The 17,308-nt window shown below is 71.9% G+C and carries 17 protein-coding genes and 1 pseudogene; 14 read left to right on the top strand and 4 right to left on the bottom strand.

Annotation, left to right across the window (positions count from 1 at the left end; genetic code table 11):
• The first annotated feature begins 1 nt into the window (after position 1).
• The 3 genes from ACQP2X_RS23175 (at position 2) to ACQP2X_RS23165 (ending at position 1,446) form a co-directional block, all read left to right on the top strand.
• The gene (locus tag ACQP2X_RS23175; protein WP_498700165.1) at positions 2–496 is read left to right on the top strand and encodes a nuclear transport factor 2 family protein; all 495 of its coding nucleotides are present in this window, start codon (positions 2–4) and stop codon (positions 494–496) included.
• A gap of 28 nt (positions 497–524) precedes the next feature.
• The gene (locus tag ACQP2X_RS23170; protein ID WP_498700163.1) at positions 525–707 is read left to right on the top strand and encodes a hypothetical protein; all 183 of its coding nucleotides are present in this window, start codon (positions 525–527) and stop codon (positions 705–707) included.
• A gap of 76 nt (positions 708–783) precedes the next feature.
• Positions 784–1,446, top strand: coding sequence for a tetratricopeptide repeat protein (locus ACQP2X_RS23165; protein ID WP_498700161.1), 663 nt, complete (start codon positions 784–786; stop codon positions 1,444–1,446).
• Here the strand turns inward: ACQP2X_RS23165 and ACQP2X_RS23160 are convergent.
• Complete coding sequence (locus ACQP2X_RS23160; RefSeq protein WP_498700160.1) at positions 1,421–1,546, bottom strand: hypothetical protein; 126 nt, start codon at positions 1,544–1,546, stop codon at positions 1,421–1,423. The two genes, ACQP2X_RS23165 and ACQP2X_RS23160, sit on opposite strands and share 26 nt — an antisense overlap.
• 210 nt (positions 1,547–1,756) lie before the next feature.
• Here ACQP2X_RS23160 and ACQP2X_RS23155 point away from each other — a divergent pair, with 210 nt between their 5' ends.
• Together ACQP2X_RS23155 and ACQP2X_RS23150 are read left to right on the top strand one after the other, a co-directional pair.
• Positions 1,757–4,510, top strand: a complete 2,754-nt coding sequence (locus ACQP2X_RS23155; RefSeq protein WP_498700158.1) for a TIM-barrel domain-containing protein — start codon at positions 1,757–1,759, stop codon at positions 4,508–4,510.
• A 70-nt stretch (positions 4,511–4,580) separates the two neighbouring features.
• Positions 4,581–5,468, top strand: coding sequence for an ABC transporter substrate-binding protein (locus tag ACQP2X_RS23150; protein WP_498700157.1), 888 nt, complete (start codon positions 4,581–4,583; stop codon positions 5,466–5,468).
• On the opposite strand, the gene ACQP2X_RS23145 is transcribed toward ACQP2X_RS23150, so the two are convergent.
• Entirely contained in the window at positions 5,437–5,592 is a 156-nt protein-coding gene (locus ACQP2X_RS23145; RefSeq protein ID WP_498700156.1) for a hypothetical protein, read from the bottom strand. The two genes, ACQP2X_RS23150 and ACQP2X_RS23145, sit on opposite strands and share 32 nt — an antisense overlap.
• Before the next feature lie 383 nt (positions 5,593–5,975).
• Between ACQP2X_RS23145 and ACQP2X_RS23140 the strand changes: the two genes are divergently transcribed.
• On the top strand, positions 5,976–6,335 hold the full coding sequence (locus ACQP2X_RS23140) for a hypothetical protein (RefSeq protein ID WP_498700154.1): 360 nt from the start codon (positions 5,976–5,978) through the stop codon (positions 6,333–6,335).
• Between the two features lie 14 nt (positions 6,336–6,349).
• On the opposite strand, the gene ACQP2X_RS23135 is transcribed toward ACQP2X_RS23140, so the two are convergent.
• A complete protein-coding gene (locus ACQP2X_RS23135; protein ID WP_498700152.1) occupies positions 6,350–7,126 on the bottom strand; it encodes a CDP-alcohol phosphatidyltransferase family protein in 777 nt (258 codons plus the stop codon).
• A 106-nt stretch (positions 7,127–7,232) separates the two neighbouring features.
• On the opposite strand from ACQP2X_RS23135, the gene ACQP2X_RS23130 reads away from it, so the two are divergent.
• The 5 genes from ACQP2X_RS23130 to ACQP2X_RS23110 are packed head-to-tail and all read left to right on the top strand — an operon-like array spanning position 7,233 to position 11,635.
• Positions 7,233–8,201: a zinc-dependent alcohol dehydrogenase gene (locus ACQP2X_RS23130; RefSeq protein ID WP_498700151.1), complete on the top strand. Its 969-nt coding sequence runs from the start codon at positions 7,233–7,235 to the stop codon at positions 8,199–8,201.
• 13 nt (positions 8,202–8,214) lie between these two features.
• The gene (locus ACQP2X_RS23125; RefSeq protein WP_498700148.1) at positions 8,215–8,613 is read left to right on the top strand and encodes a 6-pyruvoyl trahydropterin synthase family protein; all 399 of its coding nucleotides are present in this window, start codon (positions 8,215–8,217) and stop codon (positions 8,611–8,613) included.
• A complete protein-coding gene (locus ACQP2X_RS23120; RefSeq protein WP_498700147.1) occupies positions 8,586–9,695 on the top strand; it encodes a glycosyltransferase family 4 protein in 1,110 nt (369 codons plus the stop codon). The genes ACQP2X_RS23125 and ACQP2X_RS23120 overlap by 28 nt, the downstream gene beginning before the upstream one ends.
• A complete protein-coding gene (locus ACQP2X_RS23115) occupies positions 9,692–10,459 on the top strand; it encodes a class I SAM-dependent methyltransferase (protein WP_498700146.1) in 768 nt (255 codons plus the stop codon). Before ACQP2X_RS23120 ends, ACQP2X_RS23115 begins: the two co-directional genes overlap by 4 nt.
• Positions 10,460–10,501: 42 nt before the next feature.
• Positions 10,502–11,635 (top strand): lysylphosphatidylglycerol synthase transmembrane domain-containing protein, encoded by a 1,134-nt coding sequence (locus ACQP2X_RS23110; RefSeq protein ID WP_498701008.1) that lies wholly within the window; start codon positions 10,502–10,504, stop codon positions 11,633–11,635.
• Positions 11,636–11,713: 78 nt separating this feature from the next.
• Here ACQP2X_RS23110 and ACQP2X_RS23105 read toward each other — a convergent pair whose 3' ends face one another.
• On the bottom strand, positions 11,714–12,406 hold the full coding sequence (locus ACQP2X_RS23105; protein WP_498700144.1) for a RibD family protein: 693 nt from the start codon (positions 12,404–12,406) through the stop codon (positions 11,714–11,716).
• Between the two features lie 157 nt (positions 12,407–12,563).
• Here ACQP2X_RS23105 and ACQP2X_RS23100 point away from each other — a divergent pair, with 157 nt between their 5' ends.
• The 3 genes and pseudogenes from ACQP2X_RS23100 to recQ form a co-directional block, all read left to right on the top strand.
• Entirely contained in the window at positions 12,564–13,205 is a 642-nt protein-coding gene (locus ACQP2X_RS23100) for a GTP cyclohydrolase II (RefSeq protein WP_498700143.1), read from the top strand.
• 33 nt (positions 13,206–13,238) lie between these two features.
• On the top strand, positions 13,239–15,134 hold the full coding sequence (locus ACQP2X_RS23095) for a SpoIIE family protein phosphatase (protein ID WP_498700141.1): 1,896 nt from the start codon (positions 13,239–13,241) through the stop codon (positions 15,132–15,134).
• A 71-nt stretch (positions 15,135–15,205) separates the two neighbouring features.
• Positions 15,206–17,026: pseudogene (gene recQ, locus ACQP2X_RS23090) on the top strand (DNA helicase RecQ); the annotation flags it as partial.
• Between the last annotated feature and the right edge of the window lie 282 nt (positions 17,027–17,308).

Below are 17,308 nucleotides of genomic sequence, written 5' to 3'. Positions count from 1 at the left end.
CATGGTGCAGCCCATCGACTCAGTCGCCGCATGGCGGGCCGCCGGCGAGGCCGGTGACGCCGCCGGGGCGGTCGCTGCGCTCGGCCCCGACATCACCCTGATCTCGCCGATCACCGAACAGTTCACCTTCCGGGGACACCGGCAAGTCCGCACCTTGCTCGAAGTGGCCCTGGCCGCCATCGACGACATCACCTACACCGACCAGGTCTCCGAGGGGCGCACCGTGGCGCTGTTCTACGAGGCGAGGATCGGCGGCACACGCCTGTGTGAAGCTCAGCGGCTGCGCCTGAACGACGACGGCCTGATCAGCGAGATCACCCTCTATGTCCGGCCGCTGCCGGCGCTCACCCGGCTCATGACCCGCCTCGGACCCGAACTGGCCCGGCGCGACGGACGACCCGGCCTGGCCCGGCTGATCCCCCTCGCCGGCGGCGTGATGCACTCGATGGCCACCACCGGCGAACGCAGAATCATGCCGAAAGTGGCTCCCCGGTAGCTGGTGGGCATGGCGCCGGGTGGCTGAGGTGAGAGCGGCAGTCGTGATCCTTCTGGGCGTGCTGGCGGGTGCCGTCGCCGGTGCCGTGTTCGCCTGGGTGGCGGCGGACGGGTACGAGGCCATCGACTCGATGATCGGCACCGGTTTTCTGGGTGCCCTGCTCGGCGCCCTGGCCGGCGCCGTAGCAGTCACGCTGTGGCGCCGCCGCTGACGGTGTACGCCTGAAAGCCGCTCCGATCTAGACTGCGCCTCTGACACATAGAGGGCCATGCCAGCGGGGGCGGCAAATGATCACCGAGGATCGGATCGACCGAGCGAGGGCCGCGTATGAGCGGGCGGTCTACACAGGCGACACCAGCACGCTGGCGGATGCCGAACTGGCCTTGACCGCAGTCGAGGCAGATACGGCGCTGGCCCGCGGGAAGATCGTCCATGCCCGATTTCAGAGCGCATCCGGCGACGCCGGTTCTCCGCCCGCCGAGGACCCCGCCGAGCTGCCGTTGTTCGAGCGCGCGCTCGAGCTCTATCGGGCAGTGGGCGACACCCGCGGCGAGGCCGAGGCCCTGTTCTGGATCGGCTGCCTCCACCAGTTCATCCGGCGCGACGACGAAACTGCCGTGGCCTACCTCGAGCGGTCACTCCGGCTGGCGGCCGAGACCGGTGACAAGGGGACACAGTCCGAGGCTCTGCGGCACCTGGGCATCGCCGCCCACGCCGCCGGCCGGCTCGACGCGGCTCGCGACCAGCTCGAAGAGTCGTGTCGCCTGCGCCGGGAGACCGGCAACCTTCCCGGCGTGGCCTCCAACATGATCGGGCTGGCCTACATCGCGGCCGCCCAGAACCGCCGCGCGGACGCGATCGCCACACTCGACCAGGCGCAGGCCATCGCGCACACCCACGAGGCCCACGCCATCGCACGGCACATCAACCAGGCGCGCGCAGCGATCTGAGCGCGCGGCCGGGAACGGCCCGACCCTCACCCGAGACGATCAGCGTGCGCACCGCGTACTCGGCCCCGACCAGCAGCGCCGAGACCGACACCGTGCGCACAGCCGCAGTTCTTCCTGCGCGGCCCAGCCAGGCTGCGGCGGCAAGGCCCGCGCCCCCACGGCAGCCCGTACATGAGCGCGACCTGCCCGACCATCGAACGGCGCACCCGGCGGAAAACCGAGGGCGCTTCCCCGGTTGACTTTGTTTCGCGCCGATGACAGCGTTGTCATCGCTTGTATTCATCGTTGTAAACCGCGGCTAGGAGTGCGCGTGTTCCATCGGTCCACCCCGCGACGCGGCCAAGCGGCCGCCACCGTCGCCATCCTGGCGGCCGGCCTCGCGCTGGCCGCCTCGTCACCCGCCAGTGCCCACGGGCCGAGCTCCACCGTGGTCTCCGGGAAGGCGCGCTTCGAGGTCCTCTCCCCCACGCTGATCCGCACCGAGTACGGGACGTTCACCGACGCGCCCACGTTCAACGTGATCGGGCGGGACTCCTTCGCGCCGGTGCGCTTCACCAAGCGTACGGAGAAGGGCTGGCTGACCATCGACACCGGCGCGCTCACGCTGCGCTACAAGGTCGGGTCGGGCTCCTTCACCGCCGGCAACCTCGACGTCAAGCTGCGCACCGGCCAGCAGGTCGTGCAGGCCTCGCCGTGGGCCGGCCACTATCCGCCGAGCTGCGAGACCGGCGTGCTCTGTGAGGCCGAGGCGCTCGACGTTCGCGGACCCGGCGTGGCCACCGACCACCGTGACTACACCGGCAAGGGCTTCACCGCCGGCTACACCGGCACCGGCGACGCGATCGTCTTCACCAGCGCCGCCTCCGGCAGCCTCCAGCTCGCCGTCCGCTACGCCAACAGCACCGGCGGCGACGGCCAGAACGTCACCCGCACCCTGACCGTCGCGGTCGACGGGACGAACCAGACCCTGTCGCTGCCGCCCACCGTCAACTGGGACACCTGGGGCGTGGCCACCGTGCCGCTCCAGCTCGGCTCGGGCACGCACCAGATCAGCGTGACCAAGGGCGCGAACGACACCGGCAACGTCAACATCGACAGCCTGGCGCTGATCCACGCGGGCGACGCCTATCCGGCGCCCACGCCCGCCCAGCCGCAGCCGTGCGCGTTCGGCACCGTCTGCGAGGCCGACCAGGGCACCCTGACCGGCGGCGCCCGCACCGCGTCCGACCATAACGGATACGCCGGCGAGGGCTTCCTGGCCGGGCTCGAGAACACCACCGCCTCGGCCGCGCTGACCGTCACCGGCGTGCCGTCCAAGGGCACCTACCGCGTGCAGGTCCGCTACGCCAACGGCAAGGCCGGTGCCCAGCCCGTCCAGACCCGCACGATGACCGTCAACGGCTCCACCGTGACGCTACCGGCCACCTCGAGCTGGGACTACTGGCGTACCGTCGAAGCTCCTGTGACCTTGGACAAGGGCACCAACACGGTGACCCTCGGCTGCCCGACCGCCACCAGCTGCAACATCAACGTGGACACGGTCGCGCTGGTCCGGGGCGGCACGCCGCTGCTGGCCCCGCACGCCGCGCTCGGCGGTTACCGCCGCGGCCTCGACGGCGTCAACGGCGCCGCCCTGACCGAGCCCGGCCTGCTCTACCAGGACGGCTGGTCGCTGCTCGACGACTCGGCGTCGGCGCTCTACAACACCAGGACCGGCAAGGTCACCCCGCGATCGGGCACGGCGCAGGACGGGTACGTCTTCGCGTACGGCCAGAACTACACCCGCGGCCTCACCGAGCTGTCGAAGCTGACCGGCCCGACGAAGCTGCTGCCGAAGTGGGCGTACGGCGTCTGGTACTCCGAGTACTACGACCGCACCGCGGCCGAGTTCCAGGACATCGTCAAGCGGTTCAAGTCGGAGAACGTGCCGCTCGACGTGCTGATCGTCGACACCGACTTCAAGGCGCCGGACAAGTGGAACGGCTGGAACTTCGACGCCACCCGCTTCCCCGACTACACGGCGTTCCAGGCCTGGCTCAAGAAGCAGGGCATCCGTACGAGCCTGAACATCCACCCGAGCATCCTCGGCTCGGACCCGAAGTTCGCGCAGGCCCAGGCCACCGCCAAGGGCAAGCTCAAGAAGACCGGCTGCAACGGCGGCGCCGACTGCTACACCTTCGACTTCGGCGACCCCGACCAGTTGAAGGCGTACTTCGACCTGCACTCCTCGCTGGCCGACCCGGACTTCTGGTGGCTGGACTGGTGCTGCGACGCCTCCACCTCCACCCTGGCCGGCGTGACCGGCGACGCCTGGATCAACCAGCAGTACGCGGCCCGCGACGGCTTCGCGTTCTCCCGGGCGTACGGCTCGTTGCAGGCCGGCGGCTACGGCAACCCGACCGCGGTGCCGACCGGCCCGTGGGCCGACAAGCGCACCACGCTGCACTTCACCGGCGACACCGTGTCGACCTGGGAGACGCTCCAGGCGCAGGTGGGCTACACCCCGGGTGAGTCGGCCGCGACCGGCCTGGCCGCGGTCAGCCACGACATCGGCGGTCACACCGGCGGCCTGTCCACCGAGAAGGGCGCCGAGCCGGACAGCACCAAGCTGCCGGACGACCTCTACGCCCGCTGGGTGCAGCTCGGCACGTTCCAGCCGATCGACCGGCTGCACTCCAACCACAGCGACCGCCTGCCCTGGCAGTACGGCCCGGCCGCCAACGCCTCGGCCAAGAAGTTCCTCCAGCTGCGCGAGAAGCTTCTGCCTTACACGTACGCCGCGGCGAAGGAGGCCACGCGCACGGGCACCCCGATCGTCCGCCCGATGTACCTGGCCTACCCGGGCCAGCAGGAGGCGTACGCCACGGCCGGTTCGCAGTATCTCTACGGCGACGACTTCCTGGTCGCCCCCGTGACCACCCCCGGCGAGACCGCGACCACCACGGTCTGGTTCCCGCCGGGCGACAACTGGAAGGACTACTTCACCGGCAAGGTCTATCGAGGCGGCACCACCCAGCAGATCACCTCGACCCTGGCCACGATGCCGGTGTTCGTCCGCTCCTGACCGCATCCCGCTCCACGGCGCGCCCCCGGCTTCCGTCAGGCCGGGGGCGCGCTCCCGTCATGATGGAGCGATGCGCCTCGTCTCCCTGCTGCCGTCCGCCACCGAGATCGTCTACGCCCTGGGCCTCGGCGACGACCTGGTCGGGGTGACCTTCGAGTGCGACGAGCCCCCGTCCGCCCGCGCGGAGAAGACGGTGGTGGTCGGCGGCCGCGACACCCGCGGCATGACCCCGGCCGAGATCGACGACTACGTGCGGACCCGCATGAAGAACGGCGAGGACCTCTACACCCTGCACGCCGGGGCCCTGGCCGCCCTCGACCCCGAGCTCATCCTGACCCAGGACCTCTGCCGGGTCTGCGCGCTCCCGTCCGGCCACGTCAACGACGCCCTCGACCACCTGGGCTGCCGGGCCGACGTGCTCTCCCTCGACCCGTACACCCTGGACGAGGTCTTACGGACGTTCCTCGAGGTGGGCGCCGCGGCTGGTGTCCCCGAGCGGGCCGAGACCCTGGTCGCGGGCCTCCGCGCCCGTCTGGCCACGGTCGCCGCGGCGGTGGACGGCCGCGCCCGGCCGAAGGTGGCGGTGGTCGAGTGGGTCGACCCGCCCTTCACCGCCGGCCACTGGGTGCCCGACCTGGTCACGGCGGCGGGCGGCGTCGCGGTGGCGGCTCGCGGTGGGCAGCGCTCGATCGAGACGACGTACGCCGCCCTGGCCGCCCCCGGCCCAGCCATCGTGCTGGTCACGCCGTGCGGCTTCCACCTGGACGGCGCCGCGCTCCAGGCGGCCGACGTGGTGCCGCACTTCCCGGGCGCCCAGGTGTGGGCCCTCGACGGCGACAGCCTGATCGTCCGCCCCGGCCCCCGCCTGATCGACGGCGTGGAGACGATCGCCGCGATCCTGCACCCGGCCGCGTTCCCGCAGGGCCCTAACCCGAAATCCGCTCGACGTCTTTCTTGAGGGCCTCGGCCTCCTGCTCGGTGACGTCCTTGAGCGCTTCCGCGACTTTGTCGAGCGGCACTCCGGCCCGGGTCAGCGCTTCCACCCACCGCTCATGAACAGACTTGTCGGCGACGTTCGACATGCTCCCAGCCTGACATTTCACTCGTCCCGCCGTCCGCCTACCCGAAGCTCACCCTCAGCAACGGCTGACCGGCGGCGAGGCCGAGGCCAGAACACCTCGCCCGATCGTGCCACGCACGAAGGGAATGTCACCATCCACGCGCCGACCGGCCAGCCCGACGGCCGCCAAGCCAGGGCCGATGCCCCGGCTGCGGAGTTCGGCGGCGGGGAGATCGGCATCCCGGCCGGCGAAACCGAAGCGACCGTCGCGCCGCGTTCGAGGTCACATATCAGCTGACCGGCAGCAAGGACGGCCCTATCATCGGCACGTTCGAGGTGACGGGCGTGGAGCGTATCGGCTGACGTTGTCCGTACCGTGATCGAGCGGAGAGCCCGGGAGGTGCGGTGAGAGCCGAAGCGGCCGCTCTGCGCGACTTCATGTCCGAGATCTCCGAGGACGTGTACGCGGCGGGCTGGATGGCCGACTGCGAATGGGACATCTGGCGGGCGTACACCGACTGGCTCGACGGCAAGCCCGCAGTCTGGTCGCACGCTGACATCAGCGCGCATATGCCCGAGCTGGATCGGCTGCGCAAGGCGGCGGGCGGATGGGTGTGGTGGCTGGACGACCCGGACGACGAAGTGGACTGCGAGCGGTTCGTCCCCACTCAGCGTTGGCTGCGGCTTGTCGAGCTGCGGGAACGGGCCGGCCGGCGGATCAGCAACGAGGAGCTCGACCTGTCCGCCGGTGACGGCGACCGCTGATCCGCGGCCCGGCCTCAGTGGGCCAAGGCCGGCCGGCGGGATGTAACAGCCGACCAGCGAGAACGGGCGGCCTCGCGGACGCGCATGGCCCGGTAGAGCCAGTGCACGTCGAGGCCGAAGGACCAGGTCAGCGAGCCCAGGGCCAGGGCCAGCACCGCGACCGCGCCGAAGGCGGGCAGGAAACCGGCGGTGACCAGGGCCAGCGCGACGCCCTGGACGGCCGCGACCACCTTGCGGGAGAAGCGGGGCGGCAGCGCCGCGTTGAGCCACGGCCACGCCCAGGCCGCCGCCACGAACGCGTAGCGGAAGGCGCCGATCGCGACCCACCACCAGCCGTAGCGGTCGCCCGCGTAGACGCTCAGGACCAGGATCAGGAACGCGTCGATCTCCATGTCGAACCGCGCGCCGAGCGCCGTCGTCGTGTTGGTGCGGCGCGCCACCTGCCCGTCCACGCCGTCGAGGGCGAGTGCCACGCCCGCGATCGCCACCAGGGCCGGGGTGCTGACCGGGTGGGTGAAGGAGGTCACCACCATCGCGGTGACGCCGCCGACCAGGATCGCGCGGCTCAGGGTGACCGAGTTGGCCGCGCCGAGCTGCGTCATTCCGGCCCGGCCGAGCCCGGCGCCGAGCAGGGCGCACAGGACCAGGCCGTACGCCGCGCCGGCGACCAGACCGCCGGCCGTGAGTCCGAGGGTGCTGCCCAGCAGGGCCAGCAGGGCGAGCTGGGCGGCGAGGCCGAGAACCGGCCCGCGCGAGGGGCCTGCCGCTGCTTCCGCGGTACTGAGGGTCACCGTGGCTCCTCCCGTTCACAAGATCGGCCGCCGCGTATGGTTGCCGTCGTCAGCGCTTTACACGAGCGGAACCGGCGAACGGTTCAGCCGCTGAAGGGATCAACGCATGTCGGGTGACGCGGAAGCGTTCTGGCTCGCCGAGGCCGGCCGGGGCGAGATCCGCCCGGCGCAGGTGCGCGAACCCGGACCGGACGAGGTGCTCGTGCGCACCCTCCACACCGGCGTGAGCAGGGGAACCGAGACGCTGGTGTTCACCGGCCGGGTGCCCGAGAGCCAGTGGCCGTCGATGCGCGCGCCGTTCCAGGAAGGCGACTTCCCTGCCCCGGTCAAATACGGCTACCTCAACGTCGGCGTCGTCGAACAAGGACCGGACGACCTTCTCGGCCGTACGGTCTTCAGCCTCTTCCCGCACCAGACCCGCTTCGTGGTCCCCGTGTCGTCGGTCACCGTCGTCCCCGAGGACGTCCCCGCCGATCGCGCCGTGCTGGCCGGCACCGTCGAGACCGCCGTCAACGCCCTCTGGGACGCGGCCCCGCTCATCGGCGATCGCGTCGCGGTGGTCGGCGCGGGCATGGTCGGTGGTTCGGCCGCGGCGATTCTCTCCCGCTTTCCGGGGGTACGTCTCCAGCTCGTGGACATCGATCCGGCCCGTGCCGCCCTGGCCGAGCGGCTGGGCGTGCCCTTCGCCTCCCCCGACGAGGCCCTGGGCGACTGCGATCTGGTGATCCACGCCAGCGCGTCGGCGGCCGGATTGAAACGTTCGCTGGAACTGCTCGCCCACGAGGGCACCGTCGTGGAGCTGAGCTGGTACGGCGACAAGCGGGTGGACGTGCCCCTGGGCGAGTTCTTCCACTCGCGGCGCCTGACCGTGCGGGGCAGCCAGGTGGGCGGCATCCGGCCGGATCACCGCCGCTCGTACGCCGACCGGCTCGCCCTCTCGCTCGATCTGCTCCGCGACGACCGGTTCGAGGCGCTGATCAGTGGCCGGTCCCCGTTCGGGGACCTGCCCGCGATCATGCCGCGCCTGGCCGACGGTAGCCTTCCGGCACTCTGCCACGTGATCGACTACAACTGAGGAGGAGCTGATCTTGTTCAGCGTCACCGTCCGCGACCACATCATGATCGCCCACAGTTTCTCGGGTGAGGTCTTCGGACCGGCCCAGAAGCTGCACGGCGCGACCTTCGTGGTGGACGCCACGTTCCGCCGGCCCGAGCTGGACGACGACAACATCGTCGTCGACATCGGCCGGGCGAGCGAGGAGCTGCACGCGATCTGCGGCGGGCTCAGCTACCAGAACCTCGACGACGACCCGGCGTTCAAGGGCGTCAACACCTCGACCGAGTTCCTGGCCAAGGTGATCGCCGACCGCCTGGCCGACAAGGTCGCCGCCGGCGACCTGGGCCCGGGCGCGGCCGGGCTGACCGGCATCTCGGTCACCCTGCACGAGTCGCACATCGCATGGGCCTCGTACGAGCGCGATCTGTGAGCTCACCACCTCTCTGGGCGGTGCTGCCGGGCGGGATCGACGACCCGGCGGCACCGAGCGGTGGCAACCGCTACGACCGGGCGGTCCTGTGCCGCCTCCACCGGGACGTCCACGAGCTGGCGATAGGCGGCACGTGGCCGTCGCCGAGCCCGGCCTCCCGGCGCGCCCTGCAGTGGGCGCTGGCCGACATCCCCGACGGCGCCCTGGTGCTCGTCGACGGCCTGGTCGGCTGCGGGGTGCCCGAGTTGCTGGCGCCGCACGCCGGCCGGCTGCGCATGGCCGTGCTCGTGCACCTGCCGCTGAGCGACGAGACCGGCCTGACCGCCGAGCAGGCCACGGACCTGAGGGCGAAGGAGCGCGCCGCCCTGCGCCTGGCCACCACGGTGATCGCCACCAGCGAGGCCGCCGCCGCGCACGTGGCCGCCATGCACGACCTGCCGCGGGTGGAGGTCGCCGCCCCCGGCGTGGGCCGGTTCCCCGTCGCGGAGCCGCACCCCGACGGCCACCGCCTGCTCTGCGTCGCCTCGGTCTCTCCCCGCAAGGGCCAGGACCTGCTGGTCGGCGCCCTCGAGAACGACCTGCCGGGCCTGTCCTGGAAGTGCACGTTTGCCGGCGCACTCATCAATCCGGTTCCGTATCTGAGCGGCCGCATCCAGTTCGTGGGCCCGCTGGCCGGCGCCGACCTGGACGCCGCCTACGCGAACACCGACCTCTTCGTCCTGCCGTCGCGCAACGAGACGTACGGCATGGTGGTCACCGAGGCCCTGGCCCGCGGCATCCCGGTGCTGGCCACCGCCGTCGGCGGCGTGCCCGAGGCCCTGGGCACCACTGCTCTGGGCCTGCCCGGCATGCTCGTGCCGCCCGAGGACCGCACGGCCCTGGCCACCGCCCTGCGCGGCTGGCTCACCGACCCCGCGTTGCGCGCCTCCTTGCGCGCGGCCGCCCTCCAGCGGCGAGAGACCCTCCCGACCTGGACGGCCACGGCCGAGCGCGTCACCGAGATCCTCGACGCCATGCCCCCAGTCCCGCCGTCGCCCGCCACCCGGGCCGCGGCTCCGTCGATCGAAGGAGAGTCCGCATGACCGGTGAGTTCAGCGAGTCGTGGCTGGGGCTGCGTGAGCCGGCCGACGCCGGCGCCCGCGCGGCCGGCCTGGTCGAACGGCTCCCCCAGCCGATCCACGTGATCCGCGACCTCGGCTGCGGCACCGGCTCGCTGGGCCGCTGGCTCGCTCCCCGGCTGCCCACCCCGCAGCACTGGATCCTGGCCGACCGCGATCCCAAGCTGCTGCACTACGCGACCTCGCACCTGCGGCTGCCCGGCGTCACCGTCGAGGGCGCCCTCGGCGACGTCACGGCGCTGACCGCCGAGGACCTGGCGGGCACCGACCTGGTGACCTGCTCGGCCCTGCTCGACCTGCTCACCGAGGACGAGATCGACTCGCTGGTGGCCGCCCTGGCCGCCGCCGGGACGTCGGCGCTGTTCACGCTGTCGGTGGCCGGTGAGGTCACGCTGGATCCCGCACGGCCGGAGGACCGGCAGGTCGAGGCCGCGTTCAACGCGCACCAGCGCCGGGTCGAGGGTGGCCGCCGGCTTCTCGGGCCGGACGCGCCGGCGTACGCGGCCGAAGCCTTTGAGAAAGCGGGCGCGAGCGTGGTCACCCGGCCGAGCCCGTGGCAGCTCGGCCCGGAGCACCCGGAACTGACCGCGGAGTGGCTGCGCGGCTGGGTCGGCGCCGCCCGCGAGCAGGAGCCGGAGCTCGCCCTGGACGACTATCTGGCCGCCCGTCTGGGTGACTTGCCGAGCGTGTCGGTCGGACATGTCGATCTTTTAGCGATCTTCGGCTGAACCCTTTGTGCCCGCCCCGGCGTACTAGGGGAAAGACGGGCTATCGAAGGGGACGGCGAAGTGACGCGATCGATCTGGGTGTGGCTGCGGATCCTGGGAGGGGCCGGGATCCTCGGCTTCCTCCTGTGGCGGCTCGGCACCGGCGCCTTCCTCGACGGCCTGCGGGTGATCGACGGCCCGTTGCTCGCCCTGGCATTCGGCATCGGCGTGGTGACGACGGTCTTCAGCGCCTGGCGCTGGTGCCTGGTGGCCCGCGGCCTGGGCCTGCGGCTCTCGCTGGGCGGCGCGATCGCCGACTACTACAAGGCTCTCTTCCTGAACGCGGCCCTGCCCGGCGGCGTGCTCGGCGACGTCGACCGGGCGGTCACCCACGGCCGCGACGAGGGTGACGTCGCCAAGAGCGTGCGGGCCGTGGTCCTGGAGCGCACGGCCGGCCAACTGGTCCTGATCGGTGTGGGCGTGACGGTGCTGCTCACCGTCCCGTCCCCCGTCCTGACCGCCCTCTCCCGGCACGGCGCCACCGTCGCGGTGGTCGTGGCCGCGCTGGCCGCCGCGGGCGTGATCCTGCTGCTGGCCGTCCGCAAGCTGCGCCAGGGTGGCTCGCGGGTCGCCTCGGCCGTCCGCACCGGCGCCGCCGAGATCCGCACCGGCCTGCTGTCGCGCCGCAACTGGCGGGGCGTCACGCTGGCCTCGACGGTCGTTCTGGTCGGCCACCTGGCGACCTTCGTGGTGGCGGCCCGGGCCGCCGGCTCGGACGCGTCCCTGCTGCGCCTGGCCCCGTTGATGCTGCTGGCCCTGCTGGCCATGTCGCTGCCCCTGAACATCGGCGGCTGGGGCCCCCGCGAGGCCGTGACGGCCTGGGCCTTCGGCGCCGCCGGTCTCAGCGCCACCCAGGGCCTGACCACGGCCGTCGTCTACGGCGTCTTCGCCTTCGTGGCCGCCCTGCCCGGCGCGGCCGTGCTCCTGGTCCGCGCCACCGCCGGCCTGCGCACGTCGATCGCCCTGCGCCGCGCCGTCCGGGTCGCCGCGGCGCCCGCCCTGCAGGTGCCCGTCTCCCCGGCACCTGCCCTGCCGGCGCCCGTCTCCCCGGCGCCCGCCCTGCCGGTACTCGTCTCGGCCGCCCCGATCGCGCCGGAGATGCTGCTCGGGCGCGAGCTGGCGCGCACCGGCGCCTGAGGGCGGCCCTGCGTGGCTTGGCTCTTACGCCGCGGCCCGTGGCCCCGCCCGGGCCGCGGGCCCCGTCTCACGGCCCGCTCAGGCCGGCTGGAAGCGGTCCGAGAGGGCGTAGCGCAGCAGCACCACGTCACCGATCTGGCGCACCTCGGCCAGGGCGGCGCGGCGCCCCGGCCCCCAGGGGAAGTCGCCGTCGGTGACGAACCGCGGCGCCCGCGAGTCGCCCACGAAGAACGGCGCGACCACGAGCTGCAACTCGTCGGCCAGCCCGGCGGTGAGGAACTGGGTGTGCATCCGCCCACCGCCCTCGACCATCAGCCGGCGCACACCCCGGGCGGTCAGGTCGGCCGTGACCAGGTGCAGGTCGACCGGCTCGCCGCCGTCCACGACGGTGGCGACGTCGCCGAGCTTGGCCCGGGCCGATTCGACCGCCGGCGAAGCACAATAGACGATTTTGTCCACTTCGCCCACGGTGAAGAACTGGGCGCCGGGATCGATCGCGCAGCTGCCGGTCACGGTGACCTTGATCGGGTTGGGCGACTCGCCCCGCGCGACCCGGGCCGCCCGCCGCTCGGCCGAGCGGACCAGCAGGCGCGGATCGTCCTGCCGGATCGTCGCGGCCCCGACGAGGATCGCGTCACAACCGGCACGAACCTCATCGACACGGTCGAAATCGGCCTCGTTGGACAGCAGGAGCCGCTCCTGCGCCGCGTCATCGAGGTAGCCGTCGATGGACATGCCGCAGCTCAGCAACGTGTAAGGACGCTCAACCACCGATGACGCCTCCCGTCGAGCGACCATCGTCACCCTGGCCGAACAGTTGCGTCCAAGATAATCCGGGACACGATTACTGGCACGTTCGCAATCTGTTGCGGTGCGGTGACTCCGGCGGCGGGTATAGCGATCAACGGGGAACCAACGAGGAGGACCGATGATAGAAGCCACGGTGCGGCAGCAGGTGACCGTTCCGCTGCGGTTCGGAGACGGATACGCGACGCCGGCCCGGGTGATGACCTTCGACGGCCTCGTCGACGGCAAGGAGCACCTCGCCCTCGGCCTGGGCGACTGGCAGAGGGCTCTGAAGAAGTCCGCCGCGGGCGGTCGCGCCCCGCTCGTGCGCCCGCACAGCGAGTGCCTGACCGGTGACGTCTTCGGCAGCCAGCGCTGCGATTGCGGCCCGCAGCTGCGCGAGGCCGTGGAGCGGATCGCCGAGCAGGGCGGCATCCTGCTCTACCTGCGCCAGGAGGGCCGCGGCATCGGCCTGTACGCCAAGCTGGACGCCTACGCGCTCCAGGACGCCGGCCTGGACACGTACGAGGCGAACGTCGCCCTGGGACGCGGTGAGGACGAGCGCGACTACGCCCCGGCCGCGCAGATGCTGCTGGCCCTGGGTGCCGACCGGATCCGCCTGCTGAGCAACAACCCCGACAAAGCCCTGCAACTCGAGAAGAACGGGATCGATGTGACCCAACGGATCCCGACCGGGGTCCACATGTCCCCGACCAATGTCCGTTATCTGGCGACCAAGGCGTCGCACACGGCTCACACGATCGAGCTACCCCTTGCCGAGTAACTGATGCCCGGGGTCATCCGGCACCATGTGGGGATGGCGGACGACCCCGAGCTCATTCTCACCGCGGTCGACCAGGTGCCGTTCATCCTGGCCGTGTGCGAAGGCCCCGATCTCCAGGTGCTCCTGCTGAGCGGGGCCACGCGCGCCGTCCTGCCCGGCCGCGACTACCGCGGGCGGCCGATCCGCGAGGTGATCAGCGACCTGGTCGGCCAGCAGATCGTCGACGCGTACTACGAGGTCAACCGCACCGGCATACCGTTCGAGGGCCGTGAGTGGCGGGTCCACCTGGACATGCCGGACGGATCGGTCCACGAGATGTTCGCCGATTTCACGATCACCCCGTGGACCGTGGACGGCGAACGCCGCGGCGTGATCGGCATCGGCACCGACGTCACCGAGGCGGTGCACAAGCGGCGGGCCGCGGCCGCCGACACCGAGCGGCTGCGCCGCCGATACGAGGAGAGCCGTGAGGTCATCACGGCACTCCAGCGCGAACTGCTCCCGGCCGGGCTCCCCGTCCTGCCCGGCGCCCAGATCGCGGCGAGTTACCTACTGGCCGACACCGACTCGGCGGCCGGCGGCGACTGGTTCGACGCCATCGTGCGGCCCGACGGCCGCCTGGCCCTGATCGTCGGCGATGTGGTCGGCCACGGCGTGGCCGCCTCCGGCGTGATGGGCCAGCTCCGCGCGGTCCTGCAGGACCGCCTCTACGCCGGCGCCTCGGTCACCGAGGCCGTCGGCGCCGTCGATCGTTTCGCCGCCCGCCTGCCGGCGGCGCACGCGGCGACGGTCGCCCTGGTCGTGCTCGACACCGCCTCGGGCGCGATCGAATACTGCACCGCCGGTCATCCGGCGCCCCTGGTCATCGGCGGAGCCGGCGGCACGCGTTATCTGCCCCTGACCGGGGCCGCCCCGCTGGGCACCGGTGGCTCCTTCCCGGTCATGACCGACCGGCTGCAGGACGGGGATCTGCTGCTCCTCTACAGCGACGGCATCCTCGAGCGGCCGGGCCGCGACCACACGGCGAGCGCCGCCGAGCTGGCCCAGCTCGCCGCGGACAGCGCCGCCGGGCGGGCGCTGCGCGATCCGGAGGCCACCCCGGCCGAAAGGGTGTGCACGCAGACCGTCGAGCTTCTGGTGCGCGCGACGGGCCACGGCGACGACATCACGCTGCTCGCCGTGCAGCGCGTGACCCCCGTACAAGATCTGGCCCTTGATCTGCCGGCCGAGCCGGCCGTTCTTCGTGGTGCGCGCCATGAGCTGGGGGCGTGGCTGACCAAGGCCGGCGCCACGGACCAGGATGTCTTCGTGCTTCTGCACGCTCTCGGCGAGTTGATGACCAACGCGGTCGAGCACGCGGCCGCGGCCGAGGGGTCGATGGTGACGGTGACGGCCTCGCTGACGGCCTCGGGCGCGATCGAGGCGGTCGTGACCGACCGGGGCAAATGGCGGGAGCCCTCGCGGCAGGAGAACCGCGGGCGGGGACTGGCTCTGACCTCCCAGCTGGTCGAGAACCTGACCGTGACGCACGACACGGAGGGCACGGTCGCGCGGATCCGGCAGCCGCTGACCCGCCCGGCCCGGCTGCTGGACATGAGCGACTCCGCGACCCCGCCCTCGGCGCCGGCCGCGGTCGGGTTCCGCATCGTCGAGCAGGCGGGTGACGACGAGGCACACGTACGGGTGGAAGGGCCGCTCGACTTCGAGACGGCGTCGCTCGCCCGGCGCGAGCTGCTGCGGCGCAGCCGGGGTGGAACTGTGCCTCTCACTGTGGAGTTGTCAACGGTGACGCATTTGTCCAGCGCCGGGGTCTCCGCGCTGCACCACGTCGCGGCTCAGCACGCGGCTCAAGGAGCGCCGCTGAGTCTCGTCGCGCCGCCGGGGTCACCGGCACAGACGATTCTGGCACTCGTGGCGTTGATCCCTTGAGTTGTCCACAGGGCCGATTTTTGTCCACAGGGCCCGAGCGGATTGTCGTACGACCTCTCTAATATCGCTTCGTGACTTCGCCACCGACTCCCGCCTACGACGTCCTCAATCGCGTCTTCGGCTACCCCGACTTCCGTGGGCAGCAGCGCGAGATCATCGAGCATGTCGTCGACGGTGGCGACGCGCTGGTGCTCATGCCCACCGGCGGCGGCAAGTCGCTGTGCTACCAGATCCCGGCGCTGGTCCGGCCGGGCACGGGCGTGGTGATCTCGCCGCTCATCGCCCTCATGCAGGACCAGGTCGACGCCCTGCGCACGCTGGGCGTGCGGGCCGGCTTCCTCAACTCGGCGCAGGACTACGACGAGCGCCGCCTGGTCGAGGCCGAGTTCGTCAACGGCGAGCTCGACCTTCTCTATGTCGCGCCCGAGGGCCTGGGCGTCGCGGCCACCCAGCGGCTGCTCGACCGCGGCAAGATCTCCCTGTTCGCCATCGACGAGGCGCACTGCGTCTCCCAGTGGGGTCACGACTTCCGCCCCGACTACCTCGGCCTGTCGATGCTGCACGAGCGCTGGCCCGACGTGCCGCGCATCGCCCTGACCGCGACGGCCACCAGCGCCACCCGCGAGGAGATCGCGACCCGCCTGCGCCTCGACGACGCCCGCCACTTCACCGCGAGCTTCGACCGGCCCAACATCCAATACCGCATCGTGCCGAAGAACGAGCCGCGCAAGCAGCTGCTCGACCTGCTGCGCACCGAGCACCCGGGCGACTCCGGCATCATCTACTGCCTCTCGCGCGCCTCGGTGGAAAAGGTCGCCGAGTTCCTCAACCAGAACGGCATCACCGCGCTGCCCTACCACGCGGGTCTCGACAACCGGGTCCGCGCGGCCAACCAGTCCCGCTTCCTGCGTGAGGACGGCCTGGTCATGGTGGCGACCATCGCGTTCGGCATGGGCATCGACAAACCGGACGTACGCTTCGTCGCCCACCTCGATCTGCCCAAATCGGTCGAGGGTTACTACCAGGAGACGGGCCGGGCGGGGCGCGACGGTCAGCCGTCGACGGCCTGGTTGGCGTACGGGCTGCAGGACGTGGTCCAGCAGCGCAAGATGATCGAGAGCTCGGACGGAGACGTCAACTTCCGGCGCAATGCCTCGAAACACCTCGACGCCATGCTCGCCCTCTGCGAGACGGTTTCGTGCCGCCGGTCCGAGCTGCTGGCCTATTTCGGTCAGGAGCAGTCCGGCGAGAGTTGCGGCAACTGCGACACCTGCCTGGCGCCGCCGGAGTCGTGGGACGCCACCGTGGCCGCGCAGAAACTGCTGTCGACGGTTCTGCGGCTGCAGCGCGAGCGGGGCCAGAAATTCGGCGCCGGCCAGTCCATCGACATCCTGGTCGGCAAGCAGACCGACAAGATCAAGCAGTTCCGCCACGACCAGCTCTCGGTCTTCGGCATCGGCACCGAGCTGCGCGAGACCGAGTGGCGCGGCGTCGTGCGAAAGCTTCTGGCCGCGGGCCATCTGGCCGTCGAGGGTGAGTACGGCACGTTGGTGCTCACCGAGAGCAGCGCGGAGGTCCTCCGCGGCCAGGCGAAGGTCGCGATGCGCCGTGAGGTGGCGCCGGTCAAGACCCGCGCCCCGAAACAGCGCGCGGCCGGCGCGGCCCCGGCGGCCGACCTGTCCCCCGCCGCCACCTCGGTCTTCGAGCGCCTGCGAGCGTGGCGAGGGGCGACGGCGAAAGAGCAGGGGATGCCCGCGTACGTCATCTTCCACGACGCCACGCTGCGGGCGATCGCCGCGCTCAACCCCTCGACCCTGGCCGAGCTGGGCACGGTGAGCGGCGTCGGCCAGAGCAAGCTGGCCAAATTCGGTCAGCAGGTGCTGGATACGCTGCAGGGCGACGGCGCCCCGAGCGCACCCGCGACTCCCGCCGCGCCGCCCGCTCCGGCCGCCCGCATCGCGTCCCGCTTCGGCGACGACCCGGCGCCGGCCCCGGCGACGGCGCCCCGCCCCGCCGCCACGCCCCAGCCTGCCGCCGCGCCCCCGCCCACTGCCGCACCCCGGCCCGCCGCCGCACCCCGGCCCGCCGCCGCACCCCGGCCCGCCGCCGCACCCCGGCCCGCCGCCGCACCTCGGCCAGCCGTGGATGAGGCTTATCCGTTCGACTTCAGCGAG

This window comes from Actinoplanes sp. CA-131856, assembly GCF_050956135.1.
Lineage (GTDB): Bacteria > Actinomycetota > Actinomycetes > Mycobacteriales > Micromonosporaceae > Actinoplanes.
Note: the sequence above shows the minus strand (reverse complement) of the source record. Positions and strands in the feature narration are given on the sequence as shown.